We start from the raw sequence: 21,555 nt of genomic DNA on the forward strand, positions 1-21,555 counted from the left end.
GCCGGGACGCGCCCGGCCATGACGAAGGAGAGACTGGACCGAGCCGCAGGCGGCTGTCGTCACTTCTCCGCGAAGGCCTTCTCGATCACGTAGTCGCCGGGCTCCCCGGTGTTGCCCTCGACGAATCCCATGCCTTCGAGGATCGGCGTCATGTCGGCGAGCAGCGCCGGGCTGCCGCACATCATCACGCGGTCGCGGACCGGATCGAGCGCCGGCAGGCCGATGTCGGAGAAGAGCTTTCCGGACGTGATCAGATGGGTGATGCGGCCCTGGTTGCGGAATTCCTCGCGCGTGACCGTGGGATAGTAGATGAGCTGCTGCGCGATCATCTCGCCCAGGAACTCGTCCTGCGGCAGCTCCCGCTCGATCTTCTCGCGATAGGCCAGCTCGGCGACGGTGCGCACGCCGTGGACCAGCACCACCTTCTCGAACCGCTCGAAGGTCTCGGGATCCCGGATCGTCGACATGAACGGCGCAAGGCCGGTTCCGGTCGCGAGCAGATAGAGCGTCGCGCCGGGCTTCAGGTTGTCGATCACCAGCGTGCCGGTCGCCTTGCGGCCGATGACGATGCGGTCGCCCGGCCGGATCTGCTGCAGCTTCGAGGTGAGCGGCCCGTTCGGCACCTTGATCGAGAAGAAGTCGAGCACGTCGGCATAGTGCGGCGAGGCGATCGAGTAGGCGCGCATGAGCGGCCGCCCTTCGCCCGGAAGGCCCAGCATCACGAACTGGCCGCTCTTGAAGCGGCACCCGGGATCGCGCGTCGTCGAGAAGCTGAAGAGCCTGTCGGTCCAGTGGTGAACGTCGAGAACCTGCTCTTCGAAGAAGTTGCTCATGGGTCGAACCTTCGAGGAATTCCAGGAAGTCGGGAGTCGCGGCCACCGCCTTGGCGACCGACATTCGTTAGTGTACTAACAATATGACGGAGCCGCGGCGGCCTTGTCAACGGCCCGAAACGGCCGGATACCGGGGCGAAGCGCGGTCCGTCCGGCAACGAGGAGAAGAAACCATGGCTCACGACGTGCCGGCGGGACCGAGCGGTCCTACCAAGCTGGTCATCCGCAACATCGGGCTTCTCCTGTCGGGTGCGCTGGAGAATCCGATTCTCGACGCCGATACCGTCGTGGCCGTCGACGGGCGAATCTCGGCGATCGGCAAGCTGAAGGACGTCGACGTCGAGGGCGCGACCACGGTGGTCGACGCCGCCGGCACCGTGCTGGCACCGGGGCTGATCGACAGTCACGTCCATCCCGTCGCCGGCGATTGGACGCCGCGGCAGAATCAGCTCGGCTGGATCGATTCCACGCTGCACGGCGGCGTCACCACCATGATCTCGGCCGGCGAGGTGCACACGCCGGGCCGGCCGCGCGACATCGTCGGCCTCAAGGCGATGGCGATCACGGCGCAGCGCTGCTTCGATGCGTTCCGGGTGGCGGGCGTGAAGCTGCACGCCGGCGCGCCGGTGCTCGAGCACGGGATGACCGAGGAGGACTTCAAGGAGCTCGCCGCCGCCGGCGTGAAGCTCTTGGGCGAGGTCGGCCTCGGCGGCGTCAAGGACGGCAAGAACGCGCGCGAGATGGTCGCCTGGGCGCGCAAATACGGCATCCAGTCGACCATCCACACCGGCGGCCCGTCGATTCCGGGCTCCGGGCTGATCGGCGCCGACATGGTGCTGGAGGCCGACACCGACGTCGTCGGCCACATCAACGGCGGCCACACCGCGCTGCCCGACCGCGAGATCCGTTGCATCTGCGAGGGCTGCCGGCGCGGTCTCGAGATCGTCCACAACGGCAACGAGCGCGCCGCGCTGTACACGCTGCGCACCGCCCGCGAGCTCGGCCAGCTCGAGCGCGTCATCCTCGGCACCGACGGCCCGGCCGGTTCCGGCGTCCAACCGCTCGGCATCATCCGCATGGTGTCGATGCTCTCGGCGCTCGGCGAGGTGCCGGCCGAGATCGCCTTCTGCTTCGCCACCGGCAACACGGCCCGCATGCGCGCCCTCGACGTCGGCCTGATCGAGACCGGCCGCGCCGCCGACTTCGTGCTGATGGACAAGGCGCAGCACTCGGCCGGCAAGGATTTTCTGGAGTCGATCCAACTCGGCGACCTGCCCGGCATCGGCATGACCGTCATCGACGGCATCGTGCGCACCGACCGCAGCCGCAACACGCCACCCGCCACCAAGGTGCCCGCGGTGGTGTGAGTTCGATCACGACGGCGCCGTCCTTCCCTCTCCCCGCGCGCGGGGAGAGGTGAACCAGGGCGACTCAGCACTCACCGCAGCTTGGCGAGCAGGCTCATGAAGGTCTTGCGCTCGGCGGCGGAGAGCGGGGCGAGCGTCTCGTCCGAGATGGCGTGCGCCTCCTCGACGTGAGCGTCGACCAAGGCGCGGCCCTTCGGCGTGAGATCGACGAGGCGACGGCGGGCGTCGTCCGGATCCGGCGCGATGCTGATCAGGCCGCGCGCCGTGAGGCGGTCGACCACACCCTTCACGGTCGCGACGTCCATGGCGGTGGCGCGACCGAGCTGGTTCTGCGAGGTGGCACCGACCTCGCGCAGCTTCGACAGCACGGCCCATTGCATCGAGGTGAGATCGCAGCCGATCTTCTCGGCGAAGATCGCCGTGTGGCGCTGGCTCACCTGGCGCAGCATGAAGCCGACCTGCTCGTCCAGGCAGTAGCTGCCCGCGCGAGACTTCGTCGCCGCGACCTTCGTCATGCCCTGCCCTCGTGCTCAAACAGGCGAGTCGGCGTGCGTCCGACCGCCTCGTCCTGAGGAGTCGCCACCGATCTCGGGCTTGCCCGAGATCGGCACCCGTGGGTCGCCGAATCGGTAACAGCCGACTTGAATGGCGGCGTCTCGAAGGACGGCGGCCGAGGTGCCTGCCCATGGTTCGAGACGCGCTCGCGGCGCGCAAGCGCGCCGCGAACGCTCCTCACCACGAGCCCGGCAAACATCAACGCAGGCCGTCCTCGCCCTTGATCTCGCTCGTCTTCAGGCCGCCGACGCGCGGCAGCGGACGACCACCCGTGGTGATCGCCACGGCGACCATGATCTCGTTCGCGCGCGGCGCGTCGTTGATCGACACCTGCATGCCGTCGAAATGGCTGCGCACGAAGGCGGCGTCCTTGTGGCCGAGCGGAATGTCGAGCTCCTGGCCCGGGCCGCCGCGCTTCTTCGACGACGGGATCAGGGCCGCGCCCTTGCCGAGCGTCTTGCGCACCGGTGCCCCCATCTTGGGGTGCAGCAATGCCGCGGCATGCTCGAGCTCGCCGTCGGCGCCGACCAGCGCCGCCTTGCCGTAGCTCTCGCACGTCTCACCCGGCACACCGAGCGCCGCCACGGCCCGCTCGGACAAGAGCTTGCCCAGCTCCTCGCCGAAGTCGATCAGAGCCCCGAGATCCTCGACATAAATGCCCGCATACGGGTTGTCGATCACGGCGATCGCCGCCGCACGGCGCACCGGCGGCTCGACCGCGTGGCCCATCTCCGTGAGGGTCTCGTCGACGACGGTCACCAGCTTGCGGATTTTAAGATTCATCGTAATCCATCCCACTTCTCGATTTGATGCGCCAGAAGGCCGCCGATGCGGGCGTGCACGCGGCCACCCATCGTCATCACCAGCACCAGCGCGATCTCGTCGGCGCGCGGCGCGTCCGGCACGCCGACCTCCATGGCATCGTAATGCGTGCGCACATAGGATGCATTGACGTGCGTGATCGGCACGTCGAGCCGGGTGCCCGGCCCGCCCACCTTCTTGGTCGACGGGACGATCGCCTTGGTGCTGCCGAGCACGTCGCGCATCGCGTAGCCGCCCGGTACATGCCACAGGGCGCCGTGCTCCAGCTCGCCGGCCTCGCCGACGATCGCGCCCTTGCCGTAGCCCTCGATCGTCCCGGCGACGCCGCCGAGCGCATCGAGAAGCGCCTGCGCGAGCGACACGCCGAGCGGCTCGAGATCCTTCATGAAGAAGGCGATGTCCTCGACATAACGCCCGGCGAACGGATTCTTGATCACGGCGATGGCGGCGCCGCGCTTGATCGTGCGACCCGTCACGGGCCCGCCTTCGTGAAAGATCTCCTCCACGGTGACGAGACGCTTTCTCACCAGAACGTCGGCCATGAACGATTGCCCTGTCGGATGAATGACGATGGTTCGGAGATCGCCGACCGCAGGAGCGGTCCCGCGGTGCGGGTCGTGCCCTGCAGACGGAGCGCGGCGGCGACGATCAGGTTTCTGGCGCGCAACTGTTCCGCGACGACGACACCCGAATCGAGCGCCGCATCGATCTCCGGCTGCGCCAACGACGGCACGGCGCGCGTGACCGGAAGATCGCCGAGATCGCTGTCGGGCTGGATGTCGCGGGCTGGTATCCGGACGATGCCGGGATGCGCGATGTTCACCGCATTGGCAACGACGGTCGCGGCGGCATCGGCGCTCGCGGCATCGCGGGCCAGGATCGTGACGGCGTCGGCGATGCCGAGCGAGAAGCTGCGGCCACCGGCGCCCGACGTGGCGATGCCGCGCACCGGGTCATCGGCGGTGATCTCGGCCGTGCCGAAGATCGTCGGGTGATCGGGCCGGTCGACCAGGCCGGTCGTGAAGCGGGTGCCGGGCGTCAGATGGAGCGCGATGTCGCCGCCGTTGTTGACATACGCCCGCACGAGCCCGGCACCCGCAACCGAAACCATCGCGGCGACGATCTCGTCCGCCACGCTGCCGGCCACGGCCGCCATCGGCGTGATGAAGATCCTGCCCGCATACGGCTGCACAGCGGCGACCATGCGGCCCGAGACCGACCCCGTCGGCGCCGGCGAGGTCGTCGTCACCGGCCGCCGCAGCGCCGGCAACTCCTCGCACAGCGCGTCGAGCAGGCCGGTCAGTCGTTGCAACGCGGTCCTATGAGCCACCTCGACGATCTCGCGCGGCCCGAACGCCTCGATGATCAGGTCGATCGGTCCGTCCTGCAGATGCAGGCGGCGGCCGTCCGGCAGCATGCGGGCGCCGGGACGCCGCGTGTTGCGCGCCGAGACGACCGGAGCGGCCGTCATGATCGTCCCCGGCCCCAGCTCGGCCCCTCGGCCGCATAGGGCCAGACGTTTCCTTCGACCGGCGGCACCAGATTGCTGTCGTGATCGCCGAGCGTGCCGAGACGCCGCACGTGGTCCATGTGGCCACCGAGCGCCGCATAGTCGTCGAGCTTCAGCGTGAACTCGATCGGCGCGACGAGCGCCGGCGTCGGCACGTAGCCGAAGGCGTTGGCGGGCAGGCGCGTGACGTCGACCATGAACGTGATGCCGCCCCCCGGCCAGACATAGACGGGTGCGCCGCCGCAGGTGACGCGGGTCAGCGTGTCCTTCACCGAGCGGGTGAGCCGCACCGGATTCTCGGTGACGCCGGCCCGCAGCGAGCCGCCGGCACCGGCGATGAACAGCACCGTGCAGAGTGCCGGCTCGCAGTTCTCCTTGATGCGCTCGGTGGAGGCGCGCAGCACCTCCGGCATCTCGGTCTCGACCGGCTTCAGGTTCTCGTCGAGCACGAAATAGGCGGCGTGTTCGCCCGTGGTCGAGACCATGAACAGCGTCATGCCGGGCCTCGCGACGGTCTTGTCGAACGGATCGAGGATCGACAGCGGGTCCGTGATGCTGGTGCCGCCCCAGCCGGTGCCCGGATCGGCGACCTGGAAGTAGCGCCCCGGCGTCGAGCGCCGCCCCCGCATCTTGATCCCGGTCGGCGCGATGCCCAGAACCTTGCCGGAGGCATGCTCCGACAGAACACCGGTGATATGATCGTCGACGACGACCACCTCGTCGACCTTGCCGAACCACTGCTTGGCGAAGATGCCGATCGTCGCCGAGCCGCAGCCGACCCGCATGCGCTCTTCCGGCACGCCGTTGATGATCGGCGCCTTGCCGGCCTCGACGATGATGGTCGAGCCGTCGTCGATGGTCAGCTCGACCGGCTTGCCGTTGGAGAGATCGAGCAGCGCCTCGCAGGTGACGCGGCCCTCCTTCTTGGAACCGCCGGTGAGATGGTGCACGCCGCCGAGCGACAGCATCTGCGAGCCGTACTCGCCCGTCGTGACGTGGCCCACGGCCTCGCCCTGCGCCCGCACGGTCGCCTGCTCGGGGCCGAGGAAGCGGTCGGTGTCGACCTTCACCTTCACGCCGCAGTAGCTGAAGATGCCCTCCGTCACCACCGTGACCATGTCGACGCCGTCGACCTGGGACGAGACGATGAACGGCGCCGGCTTGTAGTCCGGATAAGTGGTGCCGGCCCCGATGGCGGTGACGAACAGCTCCTCCTCCGGCACGATCTCGCCGGCCCACTCGCTCTTGCGCTGGTTGAACGGCACCACGCGGCCGCCGTTGTCGAGCGTGCGCTCCAGGATCACGTGCGGATCGACCCGGATCAGCTCGCCGTCTCGGTTGGCGTAGCGATCGCAGGCGCCCGACAGGCCGGGGCGAATCCAGCAGGCGACCGGGCAGGCGTCGCAACGCACCTTGAGGTCGGCCGACGTCTCGGCAGCGGGCTGAGGATCCTTCATCACGGCCTCGTCTCGTTCGGGGTCCGGCCGATCGGAGCGTGCGAGGGCCGCATCGGATGCGCCCGGGGGAAACGGCGCGTCGCGGCCGGCCGCCGGGCCGGCATTTCGTTTGTACACAAATGATCTTGCATTGCACGAGCATTGTCAAGGTACGGCGCGAGAACGGACCGGCGCGACTTGCTCTTCACCCTCTCCCCGAGGGTCGCGCGCTTGCGCGACAAGAGGGTCGGGGCGCGCCGTCGGAGCGCGCCGAGGCGAGGGTCTACGGCGCCAGTCGGAGAGTTCGGCACCCCTACACCCGGATCTCGCGCCGTCGCGCGAGATCCGACCTCTCCCCGCTGGGGAGAGGCGAGACGAAGGTCGCAGGGCTGCTTCGCCGTCCCTCGCATCACCGCGCTCCCGCATGTGCGCGCAGCCTCGCCACCGTCGCTTCGAGGCCCGTCCAGGCCGGCCGCTCCGGCGCGAAGCGGCCGCGGACGTAACGCACGATCTCGGCGATCTGCCAGTCGGACATGTGATCGGCGAAGGACGGCATGGCGCCGAGCTCGCCGAGGCCTTTCGGGTGGATGCCCTCGAGCATGACCCGCACCACGGTGTCGGGCGTATCGGATTGCACGGCCGTCACCAGAGCCAGCGACGGCTTGGTGCCGTAGAGCACCATTCCTTTGCCCGGCTCGTGACAGACCGCACACGCGCCTTCGAACATGCGTCCGCCCGGCACCGAGACCGGCGATCTCGCGCGCGCCGCCGCGGCGGCCTCGCGGGCCGCGGCCAGCGCATCGATCTCGGCCGCGCTCTTCGGCGCGTCACCGAGCGCGGCGAGATAATGCGCCATCGCACGAATGTCGGCGTCGGGCAGCACCTTCAGCTCGGCGACGATCGGCGCCATCGGACCGGCCGCGGCGCCGTGGTGGCGCGACCAGCCGGTGCGTAGATAATCATAATACGCCGTCTCGTCCCACGGCACCGGCGCTCGGTTCGCGCTGTTCAAGGCCGGCGCCTCCCAGCCTTCCGCGACGCCGCCCGCGAAGCGGCGGGTGCCGGTCTCCTCGGCGCCCAGAAGATTGCGCGGCGTGTGGCAGGCCGAGCAATGGCCGAGCCCTTCGACCAGATAGAAGCCACGGTTCCACAGCTCGGACTTGGCCGGATCGGGCGTGAACGGCGCCGCCTTGTGGAACATCGTGTTCCAGAACGCCATCAACCAGCGCTGGTTGAACGGGAACTCGAACTCCGGCGCCGGCGTCGCGTTGCGCACCGCCGGCACCGACATCAGATAGGCGTAGAGCGCCTGCAGGTCGGCGTCGGTCGTCTTCGCATACGACGTGTACGGGAAGGCCGGATAGAGGTGGCGGCCATCGCGGTGCAGGCCCTCGCGCATCGCCCGCTCGAACGCCGGATAGGACCAGGCGCCGATACCGGTCTCGACATCCGGGGTGATGTTGGTCGTGGTGATCACGCCGAACGGCGTGTCGAGCCGCAGGCCGCCGGCGAGCGGCGCGCCGCCCTCCGCCGTATGGCAGACGAAGCAGGCGCCCAGATGCGCGAGCACGCGGCCGCGCTCGATGGTCGCCGCCGAGAACACCGACGGGTCGGGCCGCGCGATCGGCGCGATGGCCGCGCGCCACGGCGACGTCATCACGCCGAGCGAGCCGATCGCCCCGACCGCCGCGGCGACCAGCGGCCACACGATCGTCCGCAGCCGCGACGGCTTCGCTGCGGTCGCGACGGGTGGCAGACACGGCGCTGCGGCCGCCGGCGCCGGCGGGGCGACGCCGGCGGCGCGCAGGCCCGCGAGCACACGCTCGGGCGTGAGCGGCAGCTCGCGAAAGCGGACCCCGGTCGCATCGTAGACCGCGTTGACGATGGCGGCGGCGCTCGGCACCGAGGCGGACTCGCCGACGCCGAGCGGGTCGTCGTTGGGCCGCTCCACCATCATCACGTCGATCGGCGGCAGCTCGGGGAAGGTCAGGAGCGGATAGGCGCCCCACTCGCGGCTCGCCACCGCGACGTCCGAGAACGTCACCTCCTCCTTCAGCACCCGGCTCGTCGACTGGATGACGTTGCCCTGGATCTGATGGCGCACACCGTCCGGATTGATCATCAGGCCGGAGTCCTGGCCGACCGTGACCTTGCTGACCGCGACCTCGCCGGTCGTCGTGTCGACGGCGACGTCCGCGACCCAGGCGGCCCAGGCGGCGCCGTAACCGGGGAACTTCGAGTGCACGTAGAGCGCATAGGCGAAGCCGCGGCCGCGCCGGATGCCGTTCTCGTCCTCGCGCAGCCGGGCGCCGACATGCGGCTCCCAGTTCGCGCGGTCGGCGAGCTGCTCGACCAGATCACGAGCGCGCTCGTCCTTCAGGTAGCGCAGCCGATATTCGATCGGGTCGACGCCGGCCTTCTCGGCCAGCTCGTCGATGTAGCACTCGTGCGCGAAGGTGTTGGGCAGCGCCGAGACGCCGCGCAGCCAGGAGGCGCGCACGATCGGAGCCATGTCGTGACAGACGACGCGCTTGTTGGCGAAGTCGTAGGGGCCGATGGCGGTGCGGTCGCCCATCTGCGCCACCATCGGGGTCGGCGCGACCTTGCCGGTGAGCAGGAGCGGCAGGGTGTGGCAGACGTTGGAGGGATAGCGCGTCTGGAAGTCGTAGGCCGCGACCGAGCCGTCGGCGTTCAGGCCGCCGTCGACCGTCATCACCTGGCCGGCACCCTTCGGTTCCCAGGCGTGCTCCTGATCACGGGTGAGCTGCACCCGAACCGGCTTGCCGACCGCGCGCGCGAGCAGCGCCGCGTCGGCCGTCACGTCGTCGGCACAGTTGCGGCCGTAGCACCCGGCCGCCTCCATCCTGATCACTTCGACGGCGCTCTCCGGCAGGTCGAGCAGGTTGGCGAGGTCGCGCCGCAGCGGAACCGGGTTCTGCGTGCCGGACCATACGCGCAGCCGCCCGTCCGAAACCTCGGCGACCGCGCAGGACGGGCCGATCGAGGCGTGCATGTGATAGGGCCACACATAGGTGCGCTGCAGCCGCGCGGCCGCGCCGGCGATCGCCGCATCGACGTCGCCCTGGTCGAGCAGCAGGCGCGGCGTCGAGGGATTCGCCGTGATGGTCGTCGCGAGATCGCCCATGTCGGGGAGCTTCGGGGTCGGCTTCCACACGACCCGCAGGGCCCGCATCGCGGCCTCGGCGTTCTCCTCGCGCTCGGCGACGACGCCGACGAAGTCGCCGATCACCACCACGGCGACGATCCCGGAGATGTGCGCGATCGAACCCTCGTCCACGCTGATCAGGCTGGTGCCGACGAAATCGCCTGCGTCGACGCCCGCATAGGGCGGCCGCACCACCCGGCCGTGCAGCATGCCGGGCAGCCGCATGTCGTGCACGAAGACGAGCCCGCCGGTCGCCTTTGCCGGAATGTCGACGCGCGGCTGCGAGCGGCCGACGATGCGGTGCTCGGACACAGGTTTCACCGGCACGTCGTCGGCCAGCGCCAGCACGATGCGATCGTCGCCGATCAGCTCGCCGTAGGTGACGAAACGGTTGTCGCGCAGCACCGCCGCGTCATCCGCCGCGCGCACCACCTCGTCGTGGCCCGGCGCGGCCGATCGGCGCCGCACCACGCCATCCTCGACCACCAGATCGGCCACCGGCACGCCGAGCTTTTCGGCAGCGCGCGCGACCAGGGCGTGCCGCGCCTGGGCGGCCGCGCGCCGCAAGGGCGGCGCCGTGATCTGGATCGTCTCGCTGGCGATGGTCGGCCCCTGGTCGGGGGTCAGCGCGGTGTCGCCGAGCACCATCGCGACGCGCGCGAAGCCGACGTCGAGCTCTTCCGCCACGATCTGGGCGAGCGCCGTGCGGATGCCGGTGCCGAGATCGACATGCCCGTTGAACGCCGTGACGGCGCCCGACGCCTCGACGATCACGAACGGCTCGAGCGTTTCGGGATCGGCCGTCGCAGGATCCCTGACGCCGGCCGGGGGCGCGACCACGGCGAGGCAGCCGCGCCGCGTCAGATAGTCGGTTCGGGTGAGGCCCTGGGGCTGCAGCATCAGCGCCCGCCCCGCTCGGCATCGCGCCGTTGCGCACCGACATGCGCGACGGCGCGCCGCACTGCGGCGAGGATCTCCACATGCGTGCCGCAGCGGCAGAGATTGTAACGAAGCGCCTCGCGGATCTGCTCTTCCGTCGGCTCCGGATCGGATTCGACGAGCGCCGCCGTCGTCATGATCATGCCGTTGAGGCAGTAGCCGCATTGTGCGCCGGCCATCTCGACGAAGGCCTGCTGAACCGGATGCAGTGCGTCCGGCCCGCCCAGTCCTTCCAGTGTCGTGATGCTGCGGCCCGCGACGTCGCCGATATGCAGCACGCAGGCGCGCGCCGCGACGCCGTCGACCAACACGGTGCAGCTCCCGCATTCGCCGAGACCGCAGCCGAACTTCGGCCCGTTGAGGCCGAGATCGTTGCGCAACACCGTCAGCAGTGGCGTCGTCGCCGGCAGCGCCAGCGCGTGCGTGGTGCCGTTGACGCTGAGCGTGATGGTGTCGTCGCGGGTCGTCGTCATCGGGCGGCAGTCCCGGGCGGGCACGTGCGGCGGGAGCCGTCCCGCCGTTTTCATTCGTATACTAATGAAAAAGCCGGCCGTGCGCGACTGTTTGTTCGCAGTCGTCCTGCCGTCTTTGGCGGCAGTGATTCGAGGGTCTTCGGCGCTGCAGCGCGGCGAGACGCGCTGCATTGCAGCGTCGCGAGGCAGCCGACGCTCAGCGAACGGGCATCGACGAGGCGGCCGTGCGAGACCCGATCAGGCCGAGGCCTCCCGGGTTTCGCCGATCGTGAAGCCCGAAAAGTCCGCCGCGATCCGGGCGGCCGCTTCGAGGTCCGGGGCAGAGCTCGCGTGAATCACGAACAACGGATCGCCGCGGCCGATGGTGTCGCCGACCCGGGCGCGAAGATCGATGCCGGCGCTCTTGTCGAGCGGCGCCCCCGCCACCCGGGCGATGCCGGCGACCGCGAAGCCGTCGATGTCGGCGACGACGCCGGGCCGCGACGCGACGACCGTGTGGGTCAGCCGCCCCGGCCGCACCGGCTCGCGGGCCCCCTGGGCCTGGATGATCCGGTCCAGCGCCTCGCGCGCGGCGCCGGAAGCGAGCAACTCCTCGGCGCGGCGACGCGCCACGTCACGGTCGCGGAGCGCCGGATCCCAGGCGAGAATACGGCTGGCGAAATGCAGCACCTTGTCGCGCAGATCGCCGGGCGCTTCGGGATTGCTCTCCAGCACCCAGATCACGTCACGCGCCTCGAGTGCCGGGCCGATGCCGCGGCCGATCGGTGCCGTGCCGTCGGTCGGCACCGCCTCGACCGACAGACCGAGCCCTTCACCGACCCGCTCGAACAGCCGCGCCAGCGTGGTCGCCTCGACCAAGCTCTTGATTCTCGCGCGCGGACCATAGGGGAGATCGACGACCACATGGGTCGCGCCGGCGGCGAGCTTCTTCGACAGGATCGAGGCGACCGACCAGCGCGTCGACTCGAGACCGAGCGGGCGCGTGATCGCGTTCATCACGTCGTCGAGGGTCGAATGGTTGAGCCGCCCGTTCCAGGCGATGCAGCCACGCGCCGTCCCGACCACCCGACGGACGTCCTCGACATCGAGATCGACACGCGCCAGCGTCTCCATCGCGTCCGCCGTGCCGGCCGCCGACGTGATGGCGCGCGAGGAGGTCTTCGGGATCGCGAGTCCGTGCGCGGAGACGATCGGCACCAGCACCATGGTGACGCGCGAGCCCGGGATACCGCCCATCGAATGCTTGTCGGCGACGATCGGCTCGCCCCACGCGATCCGCGCCGCGAAGCGTGCCCGCACCTTGGCGAGCGCCAGCACCTCGTCGTCGTCGAGCCCGCGGTCGGCCGCGACGAGAAACCCCGCCACCTCGCTGTCGGGATACCGCCCTTCGACGATGTCGCCGACGACGCGCGCGTACTCGGCCTCGTCGAGCGAACCGCCGCGGATTTTCTTGCGCAAGGCGGTGCGGCTCGCCGGGGTCGGCGTGCGGGTGAGAACGACCGGTGTCCCTTCCGGCAGGCCGAGCCTGTCGAACACCTCGCGGGTGAGTGCGACGGCATCGGGAGCCACGACGCCGGGCTCCGCGATCGCCACCTCGGCCCTGATGCTGCGCCCCCGCGCGGCGAGGTCGATGCGGCCGGGGCCGAGATAGTCGTCGGCCCGCACCACCGCGGAGTCGCGCGGCAGCACCGCGATCGCCCGCTGGCCGGCCGCGATCGGCAGACGCTCGAGCCGCAGTCGCACCGTCTGGGCCTCCAGGGCCGCGACGAACCGCTCGATCCCGACTGCCGGGGTCGAGTTGTTCGCGACTCGCACCACGGCCGCACCCTCGGGGAACGGCGGCGTCGTGCGGTCGAGCCGCGCCCTGATCACGTCGACGCTCTCCCGCCCGCGCGCGGCGAGACGCCGGGCGAGAACGTCGGGCGGCGCCGTGATCTCGACGACGACGAGATCGGGCAGGCGGGCGAGCAGCTCTCCCACCACGGCGCGCGACCCGTTGGCGACGACGTGGACGCCGCGGGCGAGATCGTCGAGACAACGCACCGGTACGCCGTAGCGAAGCCCGTGCGCCGCCCAGTCGATCAGGAAAGCACCCGCCCCTTTCATCGCCGCGAAGGTCGCGTCGTCGACGGCCTCGTGCGCCTCGCCGCCGGCATCCGCCGGCCGCGTGATCACGCGACGGGCGAAAGCGAATCGCCCCGTGTTCGCGAGCGCGGCGCGCGCACCATCGAGCAGCGTGTCCTTGCCGGATCCGCTCGGCCCGACGACGAAGAAGAGAAGGCCCGGGGTCATCGCTGCCCGCCCGTTCACGCCTCGTCGAGACCGATGTCGACGGCCGGGGCCGCCTGGGTGATCTTGCTGGTGGAGATGTAGTCGACGCCGGTCTCGGCGATCGCCTTGATGGTGTCGAGCCGAATGCCGCCCGAGGCCTCCAGAGGAACGCGCCCGCCGACCAGCGCCACCGCCTTGGCCATGTCGGGGCACGACATGTTGTCGAGCATGATCACGTCGGCGCCGGCGGCCAGCGCCTCGGAAACCTGCTCCAGCCGGTCGCACTCGACCTCGATCTTGGTCAGCGTCGGGAGCTTCGTCTTGGCGCGCGCGACGGCCGGCGCGATGCCACCGCACACTGCGATGTGGTTGTCCTTGATCATCACGCCGTTGTCGAGGCCGAGCCTATGGTTGAGCCCGCCGCCGCAGGTGACGGCGTGCTTCTCGATCATACGAAGCCCCGGCGTGGTCTTGCGGGTGTCGATCAGGCGGGCCTTGGTGTGCGAGATCATCGCGACGTAGCGGGCCGTCTCGGTGGCGATCGCAGACATGTGCTGGACGATGTTGAGCGCGGTGCGCTCGCCGGTGAGGATGCCGCGCGCCGGCCCCTTCACGGTCATCAGGATCGCGCCCGTCCCGACGACGTCGCCGTCCTTCACCTTCACGTCGATCGCGAGCCGCGGCTCGTAGCGCCGGAACACGGCGGCCGCGATCTCGATGCCGGCGACCGTCATCGGCTGGCGGGCGTTCATGGCGAAATGCCCCTCCTCGTCCGGCTCGATCATGGTCTGAGCCGTGAGGTCGCAGTAGCCGATGTCCTCGGTCAGCCAGAGATCGATCAGACGCGCGACGGCGAAGCTGTCGTACATGGTCGGGCCTTTCGGTTCACTCTGCGTCGGCGGGGTGCACGGCCGTTCGATCCTCCTGCGCCACGCGCAGCGAAGAAACCGGACGGCCGACGTGAGGGGTCAATGGCGCCATGCCCGGTCGAGCATCAGCAGCAGCGCGTTGACGACGAGCGCGACCACGGCGAGCAGCAACGCGACGGCGAGCACGGTCGGCATCTCGCCGCGCTCCATCGCATGCATGACCATGTAGCCGAGCCCGTTGCGCGAGGCGAACATCTCGCCGATCAGCACGCCGAGCAGGCAGAGCGAGACGCCGAGCCGCGCCCCGGTGATCACCTCGGGCAGGATCGCCGGCAGCACCACGGTGAGCGACGTCTGCCAGGGCGTCAACCCCATCACGGCGGCGCTGCGGCGATAGACCGGCTTCATCTGGAGAATCGCGTTCATGGTGAACAGCGTCAACGGGATCATCCCGTGCATGATGCCGAAGGCGATGCGCGCCGAGATGCCGAGACCGAAGATCAGAAGCACGACGGGATAGAGCGTCACCTTGGGCAGCGAGTAGAGGTTGACCAGGATCGGCTCCGACACGGCGCCCGCCGTCCGGTTCATCCCGAGCAGGATGCCGAGCGCGATGCCGCCGACGGTCGAAAGCACCACCGCGACCGCGAAGGCGCGCGCCGTCTCGCTCGCCTGCGACCAGAACTCGGCCTCGCCGAACAGTCCGAAGAGGCGCCACAGCGTCGTCACCGGCGACGGCAGGCCGCTGTTCGCGACGACGAGATGCAGCCCCTCCCAGGCGAGCAGCAGCACACAGAACACGGCGGCGGGGCCGAGCACGTTCTTCATCCGGACGCTCCCGCCGTCATCGCCGCAACCGCGCCTGCAGGCGCTTGTCGACCGCGTCGAGCGCCGTGTTGACCATCGTGACGAGCAGCACGATGAGCAGCATCAGCCCGTACATCTCGCGATTGTTGAAGTTGTTGTAGGCGTAAGCGATCGCGTACCCCATGCCGGCACCGGACAGGATGAACTCCGACGCGATGACGCCGATGAAGGCGTAGGCGACCGAGAGCTTCACGCCGGTGAACAGGTACGGCATCGCGGCCGGCAGGCTGATCTTGAACGCGCGCTCCACCGGCCCCATGCGCATGATCAGCGCCGTCTTGCCGAGCACCCGCGGGATGCGATCGAGCCCGGTCAGGGTCGCCGAGATCATGGCGACGACGGCGAGCAGCACTGCGATCGCGACGATCGCGGCCGGCCCGACGCCGAACAGGATGATGAAGACCGGATAGAACATGAAGGTCGGCACGGCGTAGTAGCTGGCGAGCAGCGGCTCGACGGCGCTGCGCACCAACGGCAGCGCGTGGATGACGGCGCCGATCAGGAAGCCGAGCACGACCGCGAGGACCGCGGCGGCCACGACGCTGCGCAGGCTCACCAGGATGTCCTTCCGATGCGTGCCGGAGACCAGGATGTCCCACAGGCTCGTCGCCATGGCCGACGGCGGGATCATCACGGAGGCCGGGATCCAGTCGATCCGGCAGGCGAGCTCCAGCGCACCCACGGCGAGCGCGACGACGAGAAGCCTGATCCAGCCTTCGCGTGTCATCGCGATCAACCGTCGCGCAGATGCTTGAGGGACTCGGTGCGCAGCTTCTCCCACAGATGGCCGGTGAGATCGCCGAAGCGCGGATGCGAGACGATGCGGCTGTCGCGCTCGACCTCCCAGCCGGTCTCCAGGATGTCGATGAACACGCCGGGGCGCGCCGACATGACGCCGACACGGTCGGACAGCATCGCGGCCTCGTCGAGCGCGTGCGTGATCAGGAGCACGGTCGCCGAGGTCTCGCGCCACAGCCGCAGGAGCTCGTCGCCCATCAGCAGTCGCGTCTGCTGATCGAGCGCACCGAACGGCTCGTCGAGCAGGATCAGGCGCGGTTGCATCACCAGCGTGCGGGCGATGCAGACGCGCTGACGCATGCCGCCGGAGAGCTGCGCCGGATAGGCGCCGGCGAACTGCCGCAGACCCATGAAGCCGATCGCGTAGTCGACGCGCCGCGCGATCTCGGCCGCATCGACACCGGCGCGGCGAAGCCCGAACGCGACGTTGTCGGCGACGCTGAGCCAGGGGAACGACGCGTCCTCCTGGAACACCACGCCGACGCCGGCCGGTACGCCGTCGATCGGCCGACCTTCGAACTCGGCCGTGCCTTCGGTCGGCTTCGACAGGCCGGCCAGCACGTCGAGCAGAGTCGACTTTCCGCAGCCCGACGGTCCGACGACGGAGAAGAACTCGCCGCGGTGCAGATCGAGATCGACGGGCCCGAGCGCGTGGACGGATTTCGCCGCGCCGGGCTTGCCGAACACCCGCGTGACGCCGGCCAGGCGGGCGTGACGATCGTCGGTATCCGCCACCGGCGCGATCTCGGCGAGCGCCGCGACGGTCATTTCTTGCCCTGGATCGAAGCCGGCAGGAACGACGGATCGAGCAGCTTGGACCAGTCCACCGGCCCGGTGACCTCGCCGATCAGACGCAGCCCGTCGATGGTGCGATCGAGCTCGGCCTGGTTGAACTCGCCGACGCTCCACATGCGCGGGCCCAGCATGTTGTCGACCGCGACCTTGGCGATGGCCGGCTCGAGCTTGAACGCCTTGCCGACGATCTCGGCGGCCTTGGCCGGATCGGCGTAGAGCGCCTCGACGCCGGCGGCCCGGCCCGCGATGATCGCCTTCAGCTTCTCCGGATTCTTCTTGGCGAAGGCGCGAGTCGTGATGCCGACCGAGGTGGTCATCGGCGGCAGGAGCTTGCCGTAGTTGACGACGGTGCGGTACTTCGCAGCACGGATGATCGACAGGGGCTCGATCAGCGCCGCGGCGGCGACCGCGCCCTGCTCCAGCATGGTGAGGCCGTTGACGTAGCCGCCCGACGCGACGCGCTCGACCTTGGAGGCGTCGACGCCCTCCTGCTTGAGCGCCATCAGGAGCAGCATCTCGGAGACGCCCTTGGGCGACGTGATGGCGACCTTCTTGCCTTCCAGATCCTTGAGCGACTTTACGGCCGAATCCGGCATCGTCACCAGCGACGCCTCGGCGGTCGAGCGCGTGCCGGTGTTGACGATGATCACGTCTAGACCCTGTCGCTGCGCCGCCAACGCGGCCGCGATCGCCACGTCGCCGTAGGGCGTCTCGCTGGCGAGCAGGTTGCGCACCGTGGTACCGCCACCGCCCGAGCCGATGATCGAGGTGATGTCGACACCGGCCTTCTTGAACAGACCTTCGGACATGGCCACCGCATAGGGCGCGCCGTACATGCTGGTGCCCCACTGCGTCACCGAGATCTCGTCGGCGACCGCGGAGGCGCTCGGGACGAGCGCACCGAGCACGGCGCCGGAGAGCCCGGCGCCGATCACGAAGGCACGAAGGGTTTGCTTGAACGACATCGCCGGTCTCTCACGGTGGGGGTTTCAGGCCGCGGAGCCTGTCGGTCCGCGCACGCGGTCGTCTCTTCGCGGCAGACCTCTCGAACAGCAGGTCTCGAACATCAGCTCTCGAACAGCAGACGACCTGGACGCCAGACGACCTGGACGGCAGGCGTCGGCAACGGCAGGTTCGGTCAGACACGCACGGAACAGTGTACTCACTATAACCGCGCGAGGCGCGGCGACAACCGGAATGTCGACGCGTCGTCTTTCATATTTTGTGCATCGCATGATGCCGCGTCGGGCAATGCGGCGCGAATTCGTTCAATCCGAACGCGCTCGTCCGGCTTGTGCGAGGTGAAGAGTGTACACTAGTCTCGGTGGCGACGGACGCGACGGAAGGGCCGCGGCGACACATGACATACAAGGATCGAAAGGCTCGATCGGAGGTCGTCGGCGCCAGCGCCTCGTTGCGGTCCGCGGCACGGGAGCACGCCCGTGCCCCGAAGGCGGACGGTTTCGCGGCGACGTCCGCACCGACCGTCCCGGCGGCCTCGCCGTCCCGACCCTACGACTTCCGCGAGCAGATCGGCCATCTGCTGCGCCGCGCCTACCAGCGTCACGTCGCCATCTTCCAGCAGAACGCCGCCGATCCACAACTCACGGCCGTCCAGTTCGTCACGCTGTGCACCCTGCGCGAGCGCGGACCGAGCTCGCAGAGCGAGCTCGTGCGCGCGACCGCGGTCGACCAGGGCACCATCCGGGGCGTCATCGAGCGGCTGACGGCGCGTCGCCTGGTCGCGATCGCGACCGACGGCGGTGATCGCCGCAAGGTGATCGTTCATCTCACGTCCCGCGGCTCGGCCATGATCGATCGCATGGTGCCGAGCGCACATCGCATCACCGAGCTGACGATGGGTGAGCTCGATCCGGTCGAGCGCGTCGCGCTCGTCCATCTGCTGCGCAAGATGACGAGCGACACGGTCGAGCCGTGACTGTTCGCCGACGGGCCGACGCTCGCGATCCGTGGTCGTCGCCATCGTTCGTCGATCCGGCCATGGGCGCCGTGACTCCGCCGGCCCCCTTTTCCTCGCGCACGGTTCCGTGCCACAAGGCGCGCGCAGCAGGAGGACGGCATGGCGGCTGCGGCGCGCCGCCGCGTGCGCCGGGGCGAGCCCGTCCCGGTGTGGCGGCAGATCGAGATCGACCTGACCTTCGAGATCCGCACGGGCTTCCACGGTCCGGGAGACCGGCTGCCGTCGGAGGCCGAGCTGGCGAAGGCCTACGGCGTGCATCGGCACACCGTGCGGGTCGCCTTGGCACGGCTCGCCGACGAGGGCCTCGTCGTCGCCCGCCAGGGCAAGGGCGTGTTCGTGGCGCGGCGGCCGGTCGAGTACGCCGTGACGCGCGAATCGAAGTGGAGCGAGCTCGAGCAACAACTCGCCGCGCATCCGGACGGCAAGATGCTCCGATCGTCCCGGCGGACCGCCAATGCCGAGCTCGCCGCCTTGCTCGCGATCGCGCCGGGCGCCGAGCTTCTGGTCGTCGAGTCGCTGCGGCGCGCCGGTCCGGGCGTGTCGGCCTACTGTTACCACGTGTTCGAGCACGCCCGTTTCGCCGGCATCGACGAGGCGTTCCGGCGCCTGCGCAGCTACACGCCGGCACTCGCCGAGCTCGGCCACCCGGAGTTCTTCCGCACCAGAACCTGGATCGACGGCCGGCTGCCGCGCGCGGACGAGGCGCGGGCCCTCGCGGTGGCCTCCGACACGCCCGTCATGGTGATGAGCTACGTCGATTCCGCACGCGACGGCGCGCCGATCCTGTTCGGCTCCAACGTCGTGCCGGCCGGGCGGCTGCGATTCCGGATCGACAGCCCGTGAGCCGCGGCGGGAAGGCGCAGGTGTCATATCTCCGTCAGCTTGTCCAAATAACCTAGACAAGTTGCCCGGCCGTCCATGCGGCGCGGGGCCGTGATCGGCCCGGTGCCGTCCGCCTCCGGGCTCGCCGATCCGGAGACCAAGCCCATGATGAACCGCCGTCGCTTCCTCGCCACCACGGCCGCCGCCGGTGCCACGCTGGCCGCCCCGGCCGTGCGCGCGCAGGCGCGCCAGACCATCAAGATCGGCCTCGCGCCCCAGCAGGCGACCCAGGCCGAGACCCGCAAGGTGTGGGAGCCGATCTACAAGATCGTCGCCGACCGCATGGGCGTCGGCCTCGAGCTGACCGTCGCCAACGACTGGGCTGGCATCTCGGTGGCGCTGGCGAGCGAGCAGATCGACGCCACCCAGATGGGGCCGTGGGGCTATGTGCTGGCCCGCGCCAAGGGCGAGGCGCGCATCGCCTGCACCATGCTGGTGAACGGCGAGCCGACCTATCGGGCCGTCATCGTCGCCCGCCCCGGACTGAAGATCGACAAATGGCCCGACGACGCCCGCGGCCTCTCGATGCAGATGCTCGACGTCGGCTCGACCACCGGCTGGATGGTGCCGACCCACTGGTTCCGCCAGCGCGGGCTCGAGCCCAAGACCTTCTTCGGCCGTTACGCCGAGGGCGCCTCGGCGGCCGCCGCCCAGGTCGCCGCCGCGAACGGTCAGGTCGACCTCGCCACCGGCTGGGACATCCACCGCAACACGATGATCCGCAACGGGACGCTGAAAGCCGACGCCAACACGGTCGTCTGGCAGTCCGATCCGCTGCCGAACGAGGTCGTCGCGGTGCGCCGCAGCTTCCCGGAGGAGATGCGCGTCGCGCTGCGCGACGCGCTGGTCGGGCTGACGGACGAGCAGAGGAAGCTGCTGCCGTGGCCCTACACCGGCTTCGTGCCGGGCACGCACGCGCCCTACGAGGTGCTGGAGAAGATGGGGCGCGAGCTCGGCGTGCTGAAGGCGTAGAGCCTTTTCGCCGGATCCGCCGCCCAGGAACGCCGTACCGTGTCGCACCCGGATCCTCGCCGTCGCAGGGACGAACGGACACCGATTCCTTCGTCGGCCCGACGAGGCGCGACCTGACCCGGTCCGACACGTCCGGCGACGTCCGGGTCCGGCATGTCGTGCCGGACTCGACATGATCATTTCAGGAGCTTCGCCTTGGCCGACCATCCCGTTCGCGCCGCCGACGGCCGTTACCTGGAGCCGCGGCTCGACCCGCTCTCCCGCACCGTCGTCGTGCGGGCGCTGGTGCTGCTCGCGCTCGCCGTGGCGTTCGCCTTCTGCCTGAAGCTCGCCGAGGTGAATCCGGCCGCGCTCGCCCGCGGCTTCCCGCGTCTGCTCGAGTGGGCTTCGAAGGGTTGGCCCCCTTATCTCGACGATCTCGACGTGTTCGCGTGGCGGGCCGTCGAAACCGTGGCGATCGCGACGGTGGGCACCGCCGCCGCGACCCTGATCGCCTTCCCGCTCGCCGTCTTCGTCGCCCGCAACGTCACGCCCTCGCCGCTCTTGTCGTTCCCCGTGCGTTGGGTCGTCAACACGTTCCGCGCGATCGACACGGTGGTGTTCGCGCTCCTGTTCGTCACCGCGGTCGGGCTCGGGCCGTTCGCCGGCGTGCTCGGCATGATCGTCCACTCGGTCGGCGTGATCACCAAGCTCGATGCCGAGGCGATCGAGACCATCCCGAACGCACCGCTCGAGGCGGCCGCGATGTCGGGCGCCAATCGCACCAAGATCGTCAGCTACGCGATGCTGCCGTCGGTGCTGCCCAACCTCGCCTCGGTGTCGCTCTACGTGTGGGAGGCGAACGTTCGCACCTCGACGATCCTCGGCATCGTCGGCGCCGGCGGCATCGGCATCGAGATCAAGGCGGCGATCGACCTGCTCGACTTCCAGAAGCTGCTCACCCTGTCGGTCATCGTGCTGATCATGGTGACGGTGATCGACCAGCTCTCGGCCTGGCTGCGCCGCCGGCTGGTGTGAGG

At 69.8% G+C, this 21,555-nt stretch carries 19 protein-coding genes; 5 read left to right on the forward strand and 14 right to left on the reverse strand.

Features of this window, described 5'->3' with window-relative positions; all coding sequences use genetic code 11:
• Nucleotides 1-59: 59 nt before the first annotated feature.
• A complete protein-coding gene (locus ACFSOX_RS06500; protein WP_378476984.1) occupies nt 60-833 on the reverse strand; it encodes a ferredoxin--NADP reductase in 774 nt (257 codons plus the stop codon).
• Nucleotides 834-1,006: 173 nt separating this feature from the next.
• Here ACFSOX_RS06500 and ACFSOX_RS06505 point away from each other — a divergent pair, with 173 nt between their 5' ends.
• Nucleotides 1,007-2,200, forward strand: coding sequence for an amidohydrolase family protein (locus ACFSOX_RS06505; protein WP_378476985.1), 1,194 nt, complete (start codon nt 1,007-1,009; stop codon nt 2,198-2,200).
• Between the two features lie 71 nt (nt 2,201-2,271).
• Here the strand turns inward: ACFSOX_RS06505 and ACFSOX_RS06510 are convergent, their stop codons facing one another.
• From ACFSOX_RS06510 to ACFSOX_RS06570, 13 genes are all read right to left on the reverse strand, one after another.
• Nucleotides 2,272-2,715 carry a MarR family winged helix-turn-helix transcriptional regulator gene (locus ACFSOX_RS06510; RefSeq protein ID WP_378476986.1) on the reverse strand — a complete coding sequence of 148 codons (444 nt, stop codon included), beginning with the start codon at nt 2,713-2,715 and terminating at the stop codon, nt 2,272-2,274.
• A 238-nt stretch (nt 2,716-2,953) separates the two neighbouring features.
• Entirely contained in the window at nt 2,954-3,538 is a 585-nt protein-coding gene (locus tag ACFSOX_RS06515; RefSeq protein ID WP_378476987.1) for an amino acid synthesis family protein, read from the reverse strand.
• Nucleotides 3,535-4,119 carry an amino acid synthesis family protein gene (locus ACFSOX_RS06520; protein ID WP_378476988.1) on the reverse strand — a complete coding sequence of 195 codons (585 nt, stop codon included), beginning with the start codon at nt 4,117-4,119 and terminating at the stop codon, nt 3,535-3,537. The genes ACFSOX_RS06515 and ACFSOX_RS06520 overlap by 4 nt, the downstream gene beginning before the upstream one ends.
• Complete coding sequence (locus tag ACFSOX_RS06525; RefSeq protein WP_378476989.1) at nt 4,101-5,048, reverse strand: UPF0280 family protein; 948 nt, start codon at nt 5,046-5,048, stop codon at nt 4,101-4,103. The genes ACFSOX_RS06520 and ACFSOX_RS06525 overlap by 19 nt, the downstream gene beginning before the upstream one ends.
• Nucleotides 5,045-6,544 carry a 6-hydroxynicotinate reductase gene (locus ACFSOX_RS06530; RefSeq protein WP_378476990.1) on the reverse strand — a complete coding sequence of 500 codons (1,500 nt, stop codon included), beginning with the start codon at nt 6,542-6,544 and terminating at the stop codon, nt 5,045-5,047. The genes ACFSOX_RS06525 and ACFSOX_RS06530 overlap by 4 nt, the downstream gene beginning before the upstream one ends.
• Before the next feature lie 388 nt (nt 6,545-6,932).
• Nucleotides 6,933-10,589 carry a molybdopterin cofactor-binding domain-containing protein gene (locus ACFSOX_RS06535; protein ID WP_378476991.1) on the reverse strand — a complete coding sequence of 1,219 codons (3,657 nt, stop codon included), beginning with the start codon at nt 10,587-10,589 and terminating at the stop codon, nt 6,933-6,935.
• Entirely contained in the window at nt 10,589-11,101 is a 513-nt protein-coding gene (locus ACFSOX_RS06540) for a (2Fe-2S)-binding protein (protein WP_378477140.1), read from the reverse strand. The genes ACFSOX_RS06535 and ACFSOX_RS06540 overlap by 1 nt, the downstream gene beginning before the upstream one ends.
• A gap of 237 nt (nt 11,102-11,338) precedes the next feature.
• Complete coding sequence (gene phnN / locus ACFSOX_RS06545; RefSeq protein ID WP_378476992.1) at nt 11,339-13,393, reverse strand: phosphonate metabolism protein/1,5-bisphosphokinase (PRPP-forming) PhnN; 2,055 nt, start codon at nt 13,391-13,393, stop codon at nt 11,339-11,341.
• 14 nt (nt 13,394-13,407) lie between these two features.
• Nucleotides 13,408-14,241 (reverse strand): carboxylating nicotinate-nucleotide diphosphorylase, encoded by an 834-nt coding sequence (gene nadC / locus ACFSOX_RS06550; RefSeq protein ID WP_378476993.1) that lies wholly within the window; start codon nt 14,239-14,241, stop codon nt 13,408-13,410.
• A gap of 99 nt (nt 14,242-14,340) precedes the next feature.
• Nucleotides 14,341-15,069 carry an ABC transporter permease gene (locus tag ACFSOX_RS06555; protein ID WP_378476994.1) on the reverse strand — a complete coding sequence of 243 codons (729 nt, stop codon included), beginning with the start codon at nt 15,067-15,069 and terminating at the stop codon, nt 14,341-14,343.
• Between the two features lie 16 nt (nt 15,070-15,085).
• Nucleotides 15,086-15,835, reverse strand: a complete 750-nt coding sequence (locus tag ACFSOX_RS06560) for an ABC transporter permease (protein WP_378476995.1) — start codon at nt 15,833-15,835, stop codon at nt 15,086-15,088.
• Nucleotides 15,836-15,840: 5 nt separating this feature from the next.
• Nucleotides 15,841-16,674 carry an ABC transporter ATP-binding protein gene (locus ACFSOX_RS06565; protein WP_378476996.1) on the reverse strand — a complete coding sequence of 278 codons (834 nt, stop codon included), beginning with the start codon at nt 16,672-16,674 and terminating at the stop codon, nt 15,841-15,843.
• Nucleotides 16,671-17,666, reverse strand: coding sequence for an ABC transporter substrate-binding protein (locus ACFSOX_RS06570; RefSeq protein ID WP_378476997.1), 996 nt, complete (start codon nt 17,664-17,666; stop codon nt 16,671-16,673). Before ACFSOX_RS06570 ends, ACFSOX_RS06565 begins: the two co-directional genes overlap by 4 nt.
• 395 nt (nt 17,667-18,061) lie before the next feature.
• On the opposite strand from ACFSOX_RS06570, the gene ACFSOX_RS06575 reads away from it, so the two are divergent.
• The 4 genes from ACFSOX_RS06575 to phnE all read left to right on the forward strand — a co-directional run bounded on the left by ACFSOX_RS06575 (nt 18,062) and on the right by phnE (nt 21,553).
• Complete coding sequence (locus ACFSOX_RS06575; RefSeq protein WP_378476998.1) at nt 18,062-18,640, forward strand: MarR family winged helix-turn-helix transcriptional regulator; 579 nt, start codon at nt 18,062-18,064, stop codon at nt 18,638-18,640.
• Nucleotides 18,641-18,781: 141 nt separating this feature from the next.
• The gene (gene phnF / locus ACFSOX_RS06580; protein ID WP_378476999.1) at nt 18,782-19,525 is read left to right on the forward strand and encodes a phosphonate metabolism transcriptional regulator PhnF; all 744 of its coding nucleotides are present in this window, start codon (nt 18,782-18,784) and stop codon (nt 19,523-19,525) included.
• A gap of 75 nt (nt 19,526-19,600) precedes the next feature.
• On the forward strand, nt 19,601-20,536 hold the full coding sequence (phnD, locus tag ACFSOX_RS06585; protein WP_378477000.1) for a phosphate/phosphite/phosphonate ABC transporter substrate-binding protein: 936 nt from the start codon (nt 19,601-19,603) through the stop codon (nt 20,534-20,536).
• Between the two features lie 195 nt (nt 20,537-20,731).
• Nucleotides 20,732-21,553 (forward strand): phosphonate ABC transporter, permease protein PhnE, encoded by an 822-nt coding sequence (phnE, locus tag ACFSOX_RS06590; protein WP_378477001.1) that lies wholly within the window; start codon nt 20,732-20,734, stop codon nt 21,551-21,553.
• The last annotated feature ends 2 nt before the right edge of the window (nt 21,554-21,555 follow it).

The organism is Rhodoplanes azumiensis (assembly GCF_042682915.1).
In the GTDB taxonomy this organism is placed as follows: domain Bacteria; phylum Pseudomonadota; class Alphaproteobacteria; order Rhizobiales; family Xanthobacteraceae; genus Rhodoplanes; species Rhodoplanes azumiensis.